The organism is Nocardia jiangsuensis, from assembly GCF_042650385.1.
GTDB classification, from domain to species: Bacteria; Actinomycetota; Actinomycetes; order Mycobacteriales; family Mycobacteriaceae; genus Nocardia; species Nocardia jiangsuensis.
Genome location: NZ_JBHSAX010000014.1, coordinates 400,925 through 414,032, shown reverse-complemented (window position 1 = coordinate 414,032; position 13,108 = coordinate 400,925). Strand labels below are relative to the sequence as shown.

At 74.4% G+C, this 13,108-nt stretch carries 11 protein-coding genes; 3 read left to right on the top strand and 8 right to left on the bottom strand.

Annotation, left to right across the window (positions count from 1 at the left end; all coding sequences use genetic code 11):
• The first annotated feature begins 38 nt into the window (after window positions 1-38).
• Window positions 39-1,394 (top strand): polysaccharide biosynthesis protein, encoded by a 1,356-nt coding sequence (locus ACFO0B_RS16295; protein WP_378613301.1) that lies wholly within the window; start codon window positions 39-41, stop codon window positions 1,392-1,394.
• 30 nt (window positions 1,395-1,424) lie between these two features.
• The gene (locus tag ACFO0B_RS16290) at window positions 1,425-1,754 is read left to right on the top strand and encodes a TfoX/Sxy family protein (RefSeq protein ID WP_378613300.1); all 330 of its coding nucleotides are present in this window, start codon (window positions 1,425-1,427) and stop codon (window positions 1,752-1,754) included.
• A 44-nt stretch (window positions 1,755-1,798) separates the two neighbouring features.
• On the opposite strand, the gene ACFO0B_RS16285 is transcribed toward ACFO0B_RS16290, so the two are convergent.
• The gene (locus tag ACFO0B_RS16285; protein ID WP_378613299.1) at window positions 1,799-2,956 is read right to left on the bottom strand and encodes a DUF3068 domain-containing protein; all 1,158 of its coding nucleotides are present in this window, start codon (window positions 2,954-2,956) and stop codon (window positions 1,799-1,801) included.
• Between the two features lie 195 nt (window positions 2,957-3,151).
• On the opposite strand from ACFO0B_RS16285, the gene ACFO0B_RS16280 reads away from it, so the two are divergent.
• The gene (locus tag ACFO0B_RS16280) at window positions 3,152-4,315 is read left to right on the top strand and encodes an acyltransferase family protein (protein ID WP_378613298.1); all 1,164 of its coding nucleotides are present in this window, start codon (window positions 3,152-3,154) and stop codon (window positions 4,313-4,315) included.
• Here ACFO0B_RS16280 and ACFO0B_RS16275 read toward each other — a convergent pair.
• The 7 genes from ACFO0B_RS16275 to ACFO0B_RS16245 all read right to left on the bottom strand — a co-directional run bounded on the left by ACFO0B_RS16275 (window position 4,252) and on the right by ACFO0B_RS16245 (window position 13,104).
• Complete coding sequence (locus ACFO0B_RS16275) at window positions 4,252-4,803, bottom strand: DinB family protein (RefSeq protein WP_378613297.1); 552 nt, start codon at window positions 4,801-4,803, stop codon at window positions 4,252-4,254. The genes ACFO0B_RS16280 and ACFO0B_RS16275 overlap by 64 nt on opposite strands.
• A gap of 9 nt (window positions 4,804-4,812) precedes the next feature.
• Window positions 4,813-9,096: an alpha-(1->3)-arabinofuranosyltransferase domain-containing protein gene (locus ACFO0B_RS16270; protein ID WP_378613822.1), complete on the bottom strand. Its 4,284-nt coding sequence runs from the start codon at window positions 9,094-9,096 to the stop codon at window positions 4,813-4,815.
• 110 nt (window positions 9,097-9,206) lie between these two features.
• Window positions 9,207-9,380, bottom strand: coding sequence for a DUF2613 domain-containing protein (locus ACFO0B_RS16265; RefSeq protein ID WP_233015057.1), 174 nt, complete (start codon window positions 9,378-9,380; stop codon window positions 9,207-9,209).
• 144 nt (window positions 9,381-9,524) lie between these two features.
• Window positions 9,525-10,610: an isochorismate synthase gene (locus ACFO0B_RS16260; protein WP_378613296.1), complete on the bottom strand. Its 1,086-nt coding sequence runs from the start codon at window positions 10,608-10,610 to the stop codon at window positions 9,525-9,527.
• 29 nt (window positions 10,611-10,639) lie between these two features.
• Window positions 10,640-11,107: a universal stress protein gene (locus ACFO0B_RS16255; RefSeq protein ID WP_378613295.1), complete on the bottom strand. Its 468-nt coding sequence runs from the start codon at window positions 11,105-11,107 to the stop codon at window positions 10,640-10,642.
• 87 nt (window positions 11,108-11,194) lie between these two features.
• Window positions 11,195-12,256: an MSMEG_0565 family glycosyltransferase gene (locus tag ACFO0B_RS16250; RefSeq protein ID WP_378613293.1), complete on the bottom strand. Its 1,062-nt coding sequence runs from the start codon at window positions 12,254-12,256 to the stop codon at window positions 11,195-11,197.
• On the bottom strand, window positions 12,256-13,104 hold the full coding sequence (locus ACFO0B_RS16245; RefSeq protein WP_378613292.1) for a carbon-nitrogen hydrolase family protein: 849 nt from the start codon (window positions 13,102-13,104) through the stop codon (window positions 12,256-12,258). The genes ACFO0B_RS16250 and ACFO0B_RS16245 overlap by 1 nt, the downstream gene beginning before the upstream one ends.
• Between the last annotated feature and the right edge of the window lie 4 nt (window positions 13,105-13,108).

Here is a 13,108-nt window from a genome sequence, read left to right as displayed (position 1 = left end):
CGGGCCGGGGCGCCACGGGCCGCGGGGCGGGTGCGACGATGGGGTCCGTGTCCGATGCCCGTCGCCCTCCCCTGGTGGCGGAGCTGACGTCGGTGACGGCGGGCGCCATGATCGCCAATGCGGCGGGGTACCTGCTGCAGCTGCTGGCCGGGCGGTGGCTCGGGGCGGCGGGGTACAGCGAGTTCGCCAGCCTGCTCGCGGTGCAGCTGCTCTGCGCGGTGCCCGCGCTCGCCCTTCAGAATGTGATCGCGCGGGAACTCGTGCGCGGTGCGCCGGTCGCCGCGCTGCGCGCCACCCGCACCCGGTGCGCCGTCATCGTGGCGGCGCTCGCCGCGCTGCTGGTTCCGGTGGTGTCGGTGGCGCTCGATATCGGCGCGCTCGCCTGCGCGGCGGCGCTGGTCGCCGCGCCCGCGCTGGTCCTGGTCTCCGGGGAGCAGGGGATCCTGCAGGGGCAGCGGCGGTTCCGCGCGCTCGCGGTCGTGCTCGGCTGTACCGGCATCGCGCGGGTCGTCCCCGCGCTCACGGTCCTCGCCCTCGGCGCAGGGGCCGCCGCCGCCCTCGCAGCCGCCGCCGTCGGCCTCGCCGCCGCGGCGGCCTACGCCCGCTACGCAGCGGGCAGCGCGGTCGGAGCCCGGGCCGGCGTGCCCGATGCGGCGCGGGCCGGATCCGCGACCTCCGGAGCGGGCGTCGCCCGCGGCCCCGCGGATGCGGCGCGCGCCGCATCCCGGACCTCCGGAGCCGTCGGTCCCGACGGCATCGCGGCCGCCGGTTCCCGGGCGCGCACCGCCGTCCGCGACCACACGGCGGGCGTGGCGGCGGTACTGCGGGCGGCGCAGGTGCAGGCGGCGCTCATGGCACTCTCCTCGGCGGACCTGATCCTGGCGCGCATCGTGCTGGACGAGGTGGACGCGGGCCGGTATGCGCTCGGCACCATCGCGACGAAGATCGCCTTCTGGCTGCCGCAGGCGGTCGGGGTGGTGCTGTACCCGCGGATGGCACAGCCCGCGCAGTCGGCGCGCGCGATCCGGGACGCGCTCGCGGTGCTCTCCGGGATCGGCGTCGCCGCGGTGGCCGTCGCCGCGCTCGCCGCACCGCTCGCCCCGCTCTTCGCCGGCGCCGACTACGCGCCGGTGCAGAACCTGCTCTGGCTCTTCGCGCTGCACGGCGCGATCCTCGCGGTGCTGCAGGGCGCCCTGCTCTCCGCCATCGCGGTCGACCGCACCGCCCCGGCCGCGCTCACCTGGATCGGGCTCGCCGTCGAGGTGACGCTCATGGCCACGCTCGCGCACTCGGTGCCCGCGCTGGTCACCGTGGCCGCCTGCACCGCGACGGTGACGACGGCGCTGGTCGCGGCCGTCGTCCTGCGCACCGCCGCCCGCCGCGCCACCACCTGAGGTGTCGGTGCCGTGGCGCACACTGTGCCGATGGCGTACGACGAGAAGCTCGCCGACCGGGTTCGCGCGCTCCTGGAGCCGGGTCCGTTCACCGAGAAGAAGATGTTCGGCGGCCTCGCCTTCCTGATCCGCGGGCACCTGGCGGTCGCGGTGAGCGGGAAGGGCGGGCTCATGGTCCGGGTCGACCCGGACGAGGGCGAACGGCTACTGCACGGCACCGCGGTGACCCCCATGGTGATGGCGGGCCGGGAACTGGACGGCTGGCTCCGGGTGACCGCCGCGGCGGTCACCGACGACGCGGCGCTGCGCACCTGGGTCGCGCGCGGCGCAGGCTTCGTCGCCACCCTCCCCGCGAAATGAGGAAGGCCCCCGGTGCGCGCACCGGGGGCCTTCCTACCGCGACCTCAGGGCCGCTTGTTGATGTCGATCCGCTCGGTCGGAGCGTCCGGGTTGCCGCGCGGCCTGCCCGCGGTCGGCGGTGCGGTCGACGGGCCGGAGCCACCGAAGGGCGCGGCGCGCTGCACCGCGGGCTGGGCGCCACCGCCGCTGCGCAGGCCGAGCAGCACGCCGATGATCAGCGCGAGCACGCCGAGCACCCCGAAGACGATCGGCAGGATCCGCCCGTACAGCGAGAGCCGGTCGATATTGTCCTTGGCCACCGCTAGCTGCGACTCGACCGTGTTCTCGTCGAACACCACGTGCGACTTGAGCGCCGTCACCTCGGGCTTGTCGCCGGTGCGGCCGTAGAAGATGTTCAGCGCCTCGCCGCCCTTGACCACGGTGCCGGTCTGCGGCTCCACCCACACGTCGCGGGTGTTGCTGTACCAGCGGAACATGGTCACCGGGGTGTCGCCGCCCTCGACGCCCCACTTGGCGGCGGGCAGGGTCAGCCGGTTGGTCGGCGCGGCCACCACCTCGTTCAGGTTGGTCGGCTCGATGACCTGCTGGAAGTGGTAGACCTTGGTGTTGTTGATCTCGGTCTCCTCGATGAAGTTCATGTCGGAGGTCTTGCGCGCGTTGAGATCGAAGTACGGGTAGGTCTTCTTCTCGGTACCGATCGGGAACCGGTACTGCAGGCCGGTGTGCTGCACCGGCTCGGCGATGCTCTCGCCCTGTGCGGTGGTGGTCACGGCGATCGAGCCGTTCGGCTCGGTGCTCACCGGCTCACCGGTGGTCCGGTCGATGGTGACGCGGTCGACGGTCGCGGTGAGCAGGCCGGTGTCGCCCTGCTTGTCGATCCGCCGCAGCGTCTGGCCGGCCTGCACCGTCATCTCGTCGGCGTTCGACGGCTCCTCGACGGTCAGGAAGCGCTGCGAGATCAGCGGAACGTTGCTGTCCACCTTGGCCGATCCCTCGGGCGCGGTGAGCGACCTCGAGTCGAGCACCAGGCTCTCCTCGCCCTCCTGGCTCGCCGCGATCGTGGTGATCTCCAGGTCGAGGGGAGTCTTGGCGACCTTGCCGACCGTATAGGTCGGGATCAGCAGCGCCGCGACGATCAGCAACGCACCGAGACCCACGAGCAGGCAGGCCACCGTCCTTCGGGTTCCGGCACTCAGTGCCATGCAACTCTCCTCGTCGTAGAACAGCGTTCCGGCGAGCAGCGAGGCGGGCCGCGTTGCTCGTGAGCCCAGACACTAACAGCCCGATGTCTTACCATGCGGTGCCGAGCCCGGATTGGACGGATAAAACGTAATCGGGACTAATCAGGCGAGGCTACCGCCGTCCCGAGTGCCCGCGGCCGGGCAGACTGGAGTGCCGTGACCGCCACCGCCCGCACCGAACCGGCCCCGGACGCCGCCGCCCCGGCCCCGGTGCGGCCGCAGTCCTTCGTACCGTCCCTGGACGGAATGCGCGGGCTCGCGTCGCTCGGCGTGCTGGTGACGCACGTGGCATTCCAGACCGCGACGACCGCGATTCCGGTGGTCGGGCCGATTCTCGCGCGCTTCGACATGGCGGTGGCGCTCTTCTTCGGGCTCTCCGGCTTCCTGCTCTGGCGCCCGCACGCCGCGGCCGCGCGCGGGCTCGGCCCCGCGCCGTCGGCCGGGTACTACTTCCGGCACCGCGCGGCGCGGATCCTGCCCGCCTACTGGGTGGTGGTCGCGGTGGTGCTGGTGCTGCTGCCGAACGCGGCGGCCACCGCCGGGCTGCGGGTGTGGGTCTCCAACCTGTTGCTGCTGCAGGTGTTCGTCCCCTTGACACTCACCGACGGGCTGACCCAGATGTGGAGCCTCTCGGTGGAGGTGGCCTTCTATCTGGTGCTGCCGCTACTCGCGCTCGCGGTGGTCCGGCTGCGCGGCGCCGCCGCTCGGTGGCGCGTCCCGGCCGTGCTCACGCTCGGCGCGGCGACGCTGAGCTGGAACTTCCTCCCGGTGCCCACCCCGGACGCGATCAACGCCGACAACTGGCTGCCCGGCTACCTGCCCTGGTTCGCCGTGGGGATGCTGCTGGCCGAGCTGATCTTCGTCGTCCGGCCGGGTTCACGCTGGGATCGGTTCGCCGGGCGCAGGCGCTGGATGTGGACGCTGGCGCTGCTCGCCTTCCTGCTCTCGGCCACCGAGATCGCGGGTCCGGCCGGCCTCGTGCACGCCGCGCCGTGGCAGTACGTGACGAAGATGGCGCTCGGGGCGCTGATCGGCTTCGGCCTGCTCGCGCCGCTCGTCCTGCGCGATCAGCCGCGCCCGCTGCTCTCCTCGCCGGTGGCGCTGACGATGGGGCGCTGGTCCTACGGCATCTTCATCTGGCACCTCGCGGTGCTGTGGGTGATCTTCCCGGTCTTCGGCATCCTGCCGTTCAGCGGCGGTTTCCCGAAGGTGCTGCTGCTCACCGTCGCGTTCACGTTGCCGGTGGCGGCGGCGAGCTACGCGCTGGTCGAGGCGCCGTGCCAGCGCTTCGCCAGGCGCTTCGACCGGCCGAAGCCCTGACGCTCGACGTCGAGCAGGTGGTGCCGCAGCTCGTGCGCGGTGTGCAGGGCGAGCCAGCCGAGTGAGCGCTCCGCGCGCTCGGGGTAGGTGTAGACGAGCCGCCGCTCCCGGTCGGCGGGGCCGAGCCGGTCGTAGGCGTGCGTGAGGAGCGCGGCGGCGTCGGTCAATTGGCGCGCTATATCAATCGGAGCCTGGTCGGCGTAGCCGTCGTGCTCGGCTCGCTCGTCTCGGCCCATGGGTTCCGCGACCGGGGTGTCGGTGCGCCGCGCCGCGAGCAGCCGCTCGCGCTGCACCAGCAGGACGTCGCGGAGGTGGCAGCCGTACTCCAGCGCGGACCAGGTCGCCGGCTCCCGGCGGCGGCGAAGGGCCGCGGGGTCGGCGGTGGTCTGGATCTCGGCGTGCTCGGCGGCGAGGGCGCGGATGGTCGCGGAGATCGTCGGCAGGTGGGCGTCGTCGTACTCGAAACCGCACTCCGCACAGCGTTCCATGCGGTCAGGTTATTGGCGGGATCGGTGCGCGGGGAGTGCGGCGAGGCCGAGCGCGATCACCGCGAGCACGGCGGGGAGCTGGGTCAGGACGGCGCCGCCGACGTAGCCGTCCGGGTGCCGCCAGGGGCCGGTGGAGAGCGCGGCCGCGGCGAGGAGGACGCCGGTGCCCGCGATCACGGGCAGCGCGCGGCCGGGCTCGATGCCGCGGCGGTGCAGGAGCTCGAGGGCGGTCCAGCCCGCGGCGGCGACGGCGAGGGCGACCGGTCCTGCGATCAGCCCGGTGACGGCGAGAACGCCGATGCCTGCGGCGATTCGGGAGCGGTACGGACGGCACGGGGGTTCCCGGTCGGCGGTGGTGCCGCGGCGGGGGATCGCCAGCAGCAGGAGCGGGATCAGCAGGAGCAGGCCGCCGAAGATGCCGAGGCGGTACCAGCGGTCCACCGGGAAGGAGACGGTGACCGGGCCGGTCGCGCCGGGTGGAAGCAGCCAGCCCTGCTGCCAGCCGTCGACCACGATCGGGCGCAGCTCGGTGCCGTCGGGGGTGTGCGCTTCCCAGCCGACGTTGGTGCTCAGGGGGAGGACCAGGAGGCGGGTGCCGTCGCCGGGGGTGGCCGGGGGCGGGGCAGTGCGGTCCAGCCGCAGGCGGTCGACGGTGAAGAGGGCCGTCGGGGCGACATTGACCTCGGTCGCGCCCTTGGCGAGCAGGACGAAATCCGCGGCGGGGCCAGGTGTTTCCGCACCGTCGGGCGCGGTTTCGTCCCCGGCGCTCGCTCCCGCGTCGGAGTCGTCGGCGGCGCCGGACTCATTCGGCGCGGTGCCGGGCTCGACGGCGGGGTTCGTCTCGTCCGGCGCGGTGCCGGGCTCGACGGCGGGGTTCGTCTCGTCCGGCGCGGTGCCGGGGCTCGCGCACACCTCGGCGGGAACCGGTGCGCCCGAGCGCAACTCCGCCGCGGTCGCGGTGACCGATGTCTGCAGCGTGCGACCGCCGACCGCGATTACCGGGCCCAGCTCGCAGGGGACCGTGACGAGCCGGTCGAGCGGGGCGGGGGCCGGGTAGTCGGGGCCGAGCACGGTCACCTCGGCCAGCCCGGGCGGCTGGGCCAGGGTGAAGCCGAGCGCGGTGCGGTCGAGCACCGTGCGCCAGGCGGTGACGCTCAGTTCGATCCGGTCGGTGACCGTGGGGAAAAGCTCGATCCGGCTCGGCTCGGCCCGCTCCTCCTCGTTGCCGGGCAGCGGGCGCACCTGCGGCCCGTTGCCGAGGTTCACCGTGACCGAGGTCGGCGCGGCGGGCAGCCCGCCGAGCGACGGCGTGAGGTCGAGCCCGGTGACCAGCGCGGGCTCCGGCAGCTCGATGGTCAGGGTCGGCGGCCCGTCGGGGCTGTCCCGCACGGTGTTCTCCGGCGCGGTCCAGCTGGTCCGCGGATCGCCGTCGGTGGCGGCGAAGGCGGAGCCGCGCAGGTCGCCGACGTCGCCGCTGCCGCGCGCGACCGGCCGGGCCGGGTCGGTGAGCAGCGCCTCCAGCTCCGGGCTCTGCCTGGTGCGCACGGTGAGCCGGGGCGCCACCTCGGTCGGCTCCGGCACCGCGAGGGTGCGCTGGAAGGCGCCCGGCTCCTCCGGCGCGAGCGCGAGCCCCTTGTGGCAGCGGATCCGGTCCGGCGCGTCGAAACAGGCGCTGCGGCCGGGGAATTCCTGGCCGAGGTCCCAGGCGGCGGGGGTGCCCTGCACCGGCGGCAGCGCGACCGTGTGCCGGATCGGCACCCGCACCGGCGCGTCCCGCACGGAGTAGTCGTCGAGCGCGATCTCGCTGATCCCGAACTGCCCGCCGCGGGTGCCCCCCTCGGTGCGGATCGCGGTCACGCTGACCCACTCGGTGCTGCCCGGCGGCAGCGAAACCGAGACCGGCGCACCGGGTTCGGTGATCCGCGCGGAGACGCTGCCGCGCGCGGTACGCACCTCGATCCACTTCACCGGGTCGCCGAGCGCGGCCGGGCTGGTGGTCACCCGGAGCTGCCCGCTGCTGATCGGCCGGTCCAGTTCCAGTCGCAGCCACTGCCCGAGCGCGTACTCGCCGCCGTTGCTGAGCCAGGCGGTCGACGGGTCGCCGTCGACCGCGGCGGCGGTGGAGCTGCCCGGCGCGGCGCCGCCGATCTGGGTGGCGTCCGCCGCCGAGCTGGCGGCGGTGACGGTGGCGCCGCTCCACGCGCCCTCGACCGGGGCCGCGCCCGGCACCGGGTAGTCCGGCACCAGGTTGTGCGTGCGGCGCGCGTCGTCCGGGGCGCGGACGGCGGAGTTGTGGTTGTCCACCCGGCCGAAGTCGGTCTCCCTGGCCACGGGGGTGTCGGTGACGGTCACCGGCCCGACGGGCAGCCCGGCCGCGGCGGCGTCGGCGGCGAGCAGCGCGGGTATCGGGGCGCCGGGGTCGCGGCGCAGCCGCTCCAGCACCTCGGGGCCGCCCTGCACCACCGGGACGTCGGCGAGCGCGACGCTGTACGCGCCGGGGAACGAATCCGGCGCCCCGACACCCGATTCGACCCGCTCGGGGGTTCCGATACCAGGCGTCTGCACCCGGTAGACCTCGATCGCCGGGTACGCCGGGAGCAGGTCGCCGTCGACCACGAGCCCCTCCGCGATGGCGGTGGTCGCGATCGCCGGGCCGAACTCGGCCACCTTGCGCAGCCCGGGCGAGCCGTCCAGCGCGCGGTGCGCCAGCATCGGCCGGGTCGAGCGGGAGGTCTCCGGGTCCAGGTCGTTGCGCAGCACCAGCACCCCGATGCCCTGCGCCGCCAGCGTCGGCGCCAGCCCGGTCGACGGGCGGCCGTCGGCGATCAGCCGCTGCACCGAGTCCATGGCGCGGATGGTGCCCGGCGGGTTCAGCGGGACCGAATCGCGCACCGCCCACGGCGTCGACGCCAGCGCCTGCAGCGGCTCGTCCCTGGTCAGCCCCCACACCTGGCTGCCGAACGGCGCGCCGGGGACGACCAGCGCCCTGGTGTCGGCGGCATTGCCGGCGAGCCACTCCGCCGTCTCCTGCCAGTACGGCGGCACGGCGTCGTAGGCGCCGCGCGGGGCCAGCTTGCCGGTCCAGGCCAGCGAGGTGGAGAGCGCGATGGCGGCGAGCACCAGCGCCGCGACCGCGACCCTGCGGTCCCGCTCCGGGTGCGTCCACGCGCTGCGCCAGGTGCGCAGCGGCACCGAGGCGGGCAGCGGGATCCGGCCGAAGAGGTGCGCCAGGCCGAGCACGAGCGGCAGCCGGATGAGCGGCTCCAGCTTGTGCACATTGCGCAGCGGGGCGCCGCCGGAGTCGAGGAAGACCCGGATCGGCTCGGCGAACGGTCCGCCGAGGACGCCGAGGTACCCCGCGCAGATCCCGGCGAGCCCGGCGAACAGGATCAGGGTGAGCCTGCCCCGGTGCGGCATGGAGCGCAGCGCGAGCCCGGCGATGCCGGCGGCGGCGATCAGCCCGGTGGCGAGCACCGCGGCGGGCTGGGTCACCAGCACCGCGCCCGCGATCCGCTCCGGGGAGACGAACGGGGTCCAGCTGTCGGTGCCGCGCAGCACCTCGGCCAGCGAGGCCCACTGCGTGGTGACTCCGGAGGACTCGATGTAGTCGAGGAACGGCGGGCTCACCCGGCCGAGCAGCAGTAGCGGGACCGCCCACCAGAAGGTGGCGAGTACGAGCAGCGGGATCCAGGCGGCGGTGAAGCGGAGCCAGCGGCGGTCCGGGCGGTAGGAGGCCCACCAGAGCAGGGCGGGCAGGAACGCCGCGACCGTGGCGACGGCGTTCACCGAGCCCATCAGCGCGAGCGCGAGTGCGCTGCCGGCGGGGGAAGTAGCGCCGCCCGACCGGCGGCGGGCCACCGCGACACCGAGCGCGGCCGGGGCGAGCAGGACCCAGGGGGCCAGCATCATGGGCAGCGTCTCGGAGGAGATGGAGCCGAGCGTTGTCAGCACCCGCGGGCTCAGCGCGAAGGCGACCGCCGCGACGACCCGCGACCCGCGGCTGCCGATGCCGAGCGTCTGGCAGAGCCGGACAACGCCCCAGAACCCGGCGAGCAGCAGCAGCGCCCACCAGATCCGCTGGGTCACCCAGGCGGGCAGCCCGAGCAGGTGCCCGGCGGAGAAGAAGGAGCCGTGCGGGAAGAAGTAGCCGTAGGCCTGGTTCTGCACCTGGCCCATCGGGGCCTGGCTGCTCCACAGGTGCGCGGCCCGTTCGAGGAAGCCGAGCGGATTCTGCGCGAGGTCGTACTTGGTGTCGGCGACGGTGCGGCCGGGGGTCTGCAGGAAGGAGAGCAGGAACGCGGCGACGACGGTGCCGAGGAACCAGCGCCTGCCTAGCGGCGCGGTGTCGTCATCGGCACCGGCCGCGGGTGGCGCGCTGGTGCCGACGACGGGTGGAGCCGAGGTCAGCGGCTGCCGTACTCGACGTTGTTGAGCAGCGAGGAATCGGCGTCACCGCTGCGGTCGATCTCCGGCCGCGAGTTCTGCTGCGCCGCGGCGGTGATGACGAAGACCGCGATCGCGCCGATGATGGCGCCCGCGACCGCACTCACGAGACCGGGAACGGCAAAGGACTTCATCGCGGTACTCCAATACGGAAGGGGCAGGCACGTGCTCCGGGCCAACCTAGCAGCCCGGTGCGTCCGCGCGGGGATACGGGCCGCTTTTGCCCATGTTCGGTTCGTGGCCACCGGGCCCGCCGGACAGCGTGCGCGGCTGCGCTGTCAGTGGGTGGGCACCGGGCAGTCGAGCGCGCCGAGCAGGGTGCGCAACTTCGCCGTGGTCTCGTCGAGTTCGGTGCGCGGGTCGGACCCGGCGACGATGCCGCCACCGGCGAAGGCGCGCAGCGTGTGCCCACCGGCCGCGATCTCGGCGCTGCGGATGGCGACGACCCACTCCCCGTCCCCGTCCGGCGTGCACCAGCCGACCGCGCCGCCGTAGAACCCGCGATCCTCCTCGGCGTCGACCACCCGGTCCAGCGCGGCGAGCGTCGGGGTGCCGCAGACCGCGGGAGTCGGGTGCAGCAGCACCGCGAGGTCGAGCGCGCTCGGCGCCGGGTCGGCGAGCGTGCCGTCGATCGGCGAGGCCAGGTGCCAGACCGCGTCGGTGCGGACCAGCTCCGGCCGCTCCGGGATGCGCAGCGTCCGGCAGACCGGCGCGAGCCGCTCCCGGATCCACTCCACCACGTAGGCGTGCTCCTCCAGGTTCTTGGCGTCGGCCCGCAGCGCCTCCGCCCGCGCCGCGTCGGCCGCCGGGTCGGCGAGCCGGGGCACCGTGCCCGCCAGCGGTCGCAGTGAGACGACCCCGCCGCGCCGCGCCACCAGCACCTCCGGCGACGCCCCGACCACCGCGTCCCCCGGCCGCCCCGCCACCGCGAGATCCGCGGCGAAGACGTGCGCGCCCGGATGCCGCTGCCGCAGCCGCGCCGCCACGTCCTGCGGGTCGATCCGCCGCGATTCGGTGCCGACCAGCACCGAGCGCGCCGCCACCACCTTGCGCAGCGGGTCGGCCGGGTCGCCGATCTGCTCGACCAGCTTGGTCACCCGCGCGATGTGCTCGTCCGGCGACGGCAGCTCGGCCACCACCCGCAGCGGGGGCAGCGTCACCGCGGCCACCGGCCCGGGCGCGCTCCGCTCCAGCCGCTCCGGCACGATCAGCGCCGCGGGCCTGCGCGGGTCGAAGGGCAGCGCGCCGACCACCGGATCACCGCCGCGCAGCGCCGCCGCGGCCGCCGCCGGGTCGGTGAATCCCGCGCGCGTCCCGTACGCGCGCAGCACCTCGGCCGGAGTGGCGAGCAGGAACGATGTCATAGCTCCGACCTTAGAACGGCCGGAACGGGTCACCGCCCCGGTGGGACCAGCAACACAGGGCGGTGGCAGTGCCTGAGCACGGCGTCGGCGACGCTGCTGCGCAGCAGTGCGCGCAGCCCGGTGGAGCCGCGGGTGCCTGCCACGATGATGTCGACGTCGAGCTCGTCGGCGCACTCCACGATGGCGTTCCAGATGGTGGTGCTGGACTCCGCGGTGCGCGCCTCGGCATTGAGCCCGGCGAGCTGGGCCAGGTGCAGCCCCTCGGCGTTGACCGCCCGCGCGTCCTGATAGGCGATGTCCTCGATCTCGTCCTCCGGCACCCACTCCGGCTGCATGACGCCGGAGAGCCCGGAGAGCCGGGCGGCCTGGCGCACCATCGGCTCCCACGCGGTGAGCACGACCGCCTTCTCGGCACTGAGGAAGCGCCCGGCGTAGCTGATGGCGCGCTTGGCGTTCTCGGAACCGTCGTAGGCGATGAGCATTCGATCGCAGGGCACGGGAACCTCCCGGTGATTGTGTGATCCAGATTACATCGACTCCGCTGTCGGCGCGTGCGCACGGCAGCGGCGCCGGGATTCGATGGACTACCGGCCGGTGCCCGCGGGCGCGAGTTCGCGGTAGAACGCGAGGTGCGCGGCGGCCGCGGCCACCCAGTCGTACCGCCGGGCCAGCGCGCGACCGGTCTCCCGCCGCTCCGGCGACGGCTCCCGCGCCTGCTCCAGCAGCAGCGCCGCCTCGACCGGGTCCCGCGCGTAGGTGACCGCGGCGCCGAAGACCTCGCGCAGCACCGGCAACTCCCGGGCCACCACCGGAACCCCGGCGGCCAGCGCCTCCATCGCCGCCAGCCCGAAACCCTCCCTGGAGGAGAGGAACCCGAGCACCTCGGCCCCGGCCAGCAGCCCGGGCAGCTCGTCGTGCGGCACCGGCCCGAGAATCAGCGGCTCGACCCCGAGTTCGGCGGCGCGCCGGTCGAACTCGGCCCGGTACGCGCGGTAGTCGAAGAGCGTCTCGCCCCCGGCGAACACCAGCCGCGGGCCCGCAGGCATCCGGGCGAACGCCTCGAGCAGGTCGATACTCCCCTTGCGCGGCTCGATCCCGCCGACCGCGAGCACGTAGCGCCCGAGCCGCCGGTCCGGCTCCGCCGCCGCGAACCGCTCGAACTCGACGCCGTTCGGGATCACCGTCGGCTCGAACCCCCACCCCGCCCGCACCTCGTCGGCGACCGCGCGGGAGACGCAGATCCGCGCGTACGGCTCGACCACCGCGCGCTCGTGGCAGCGCACCAGCTCCGGCGTGCTGAAGGTGTCGAGGTGGTGGATGGTGCGCACGCAGCGGCCGACGGCATTGGCGGTGATGCAGTCCTGGGCGTGCACCACGTCGTACCCGGCCGGGTCGAAGGCGGCGCGCAGCACCTCGATCGAGCGCAGGATGCGCGGCCCGACCCCCTCGCCGTCGCGCGCGGCGAACGGCACCACCTCGACCCGGACCTCCGGCCGCACCGGCCGGAAGAAGGCCTGGTCACCGCCGCGCCCGAGGGTCCACACCGTCACCGCCGCACCGGTATCGGCCAGCGCCTCGGCCAGATTCAGCGTGTGCACGACGCCGCCGCGCGGCTTGGTCGAGTAGGTGAGCAGCGCGATCCGCATCAGAAGGCCTTCTCCCGCAGCAGGTTCGGGTAGCTGCCGACGCGCCGCTCGGCCAGGTGGTGCAGCACCCGGCGGGCCCGCTCCACCTCGCCTGCCACGTCGATGTCGGCCACCGCGAGCCCGCCCTTGGACCAGGTCTTGGCGAGCACGTCGCCGCCGGGACCGACCACCTTGGCCTGCCCGAGGAAGCGCAGGTTCCCGGTGACCCCGGTCTGGTTCGACGACACCAGCACCACCTGGTTCTCCGCCGCCCGCGCCTGGTCGTAGAGGTCGAACAGCCGGGCCTGGCGATCGTTCGGCAAGCGGGAGGCCCGGTCGGTCACGCTGGCCGGCCAGGCGGAGAGCGCCGCGATCACCTGCGCCCCGTCCAGCGCCAGCGTGCGGGCGGCCTCCGGGAAGGTCTTGTCGTAGTCGATGAGCATGCCCATCCGCCCGACCGGGGTGTCGAAGGCGTGGAAGCCGTCGCCGGGGGCGTAGGCGAGGTGCTCGCCCGCGGGCTGGTGCACCTTGCGGTGCCTGCCGAGGATGCCGTCCCCGGTCAGGCAGACGGCGGCGTTGTACCTGCGCTCGCCGTCGCGCTCGGCGTAGCCGACGCAGATCGTCATGTGCCGCGCCATCTCCCTGACCCGGCGCAGCTCGGGGCCGTCCGGGTCGATCGCCTCTGGGCCGGTCGCCGGGTCGGGGTTGCGCAGGTCGCCGATGTAGCCGCCGAGCGTGGCGTCCGGCAGCACGAGCAGCTCGACGCGCTGGGCGTGCAGCCGCTCGACGATGCCGTCCAGCTTCTCCAGCGCGCGGCCGATGTCGGCGCCGAAATGTCCGGCGAGCGCGGCGATCCTGGTGGTCGGCACCGCA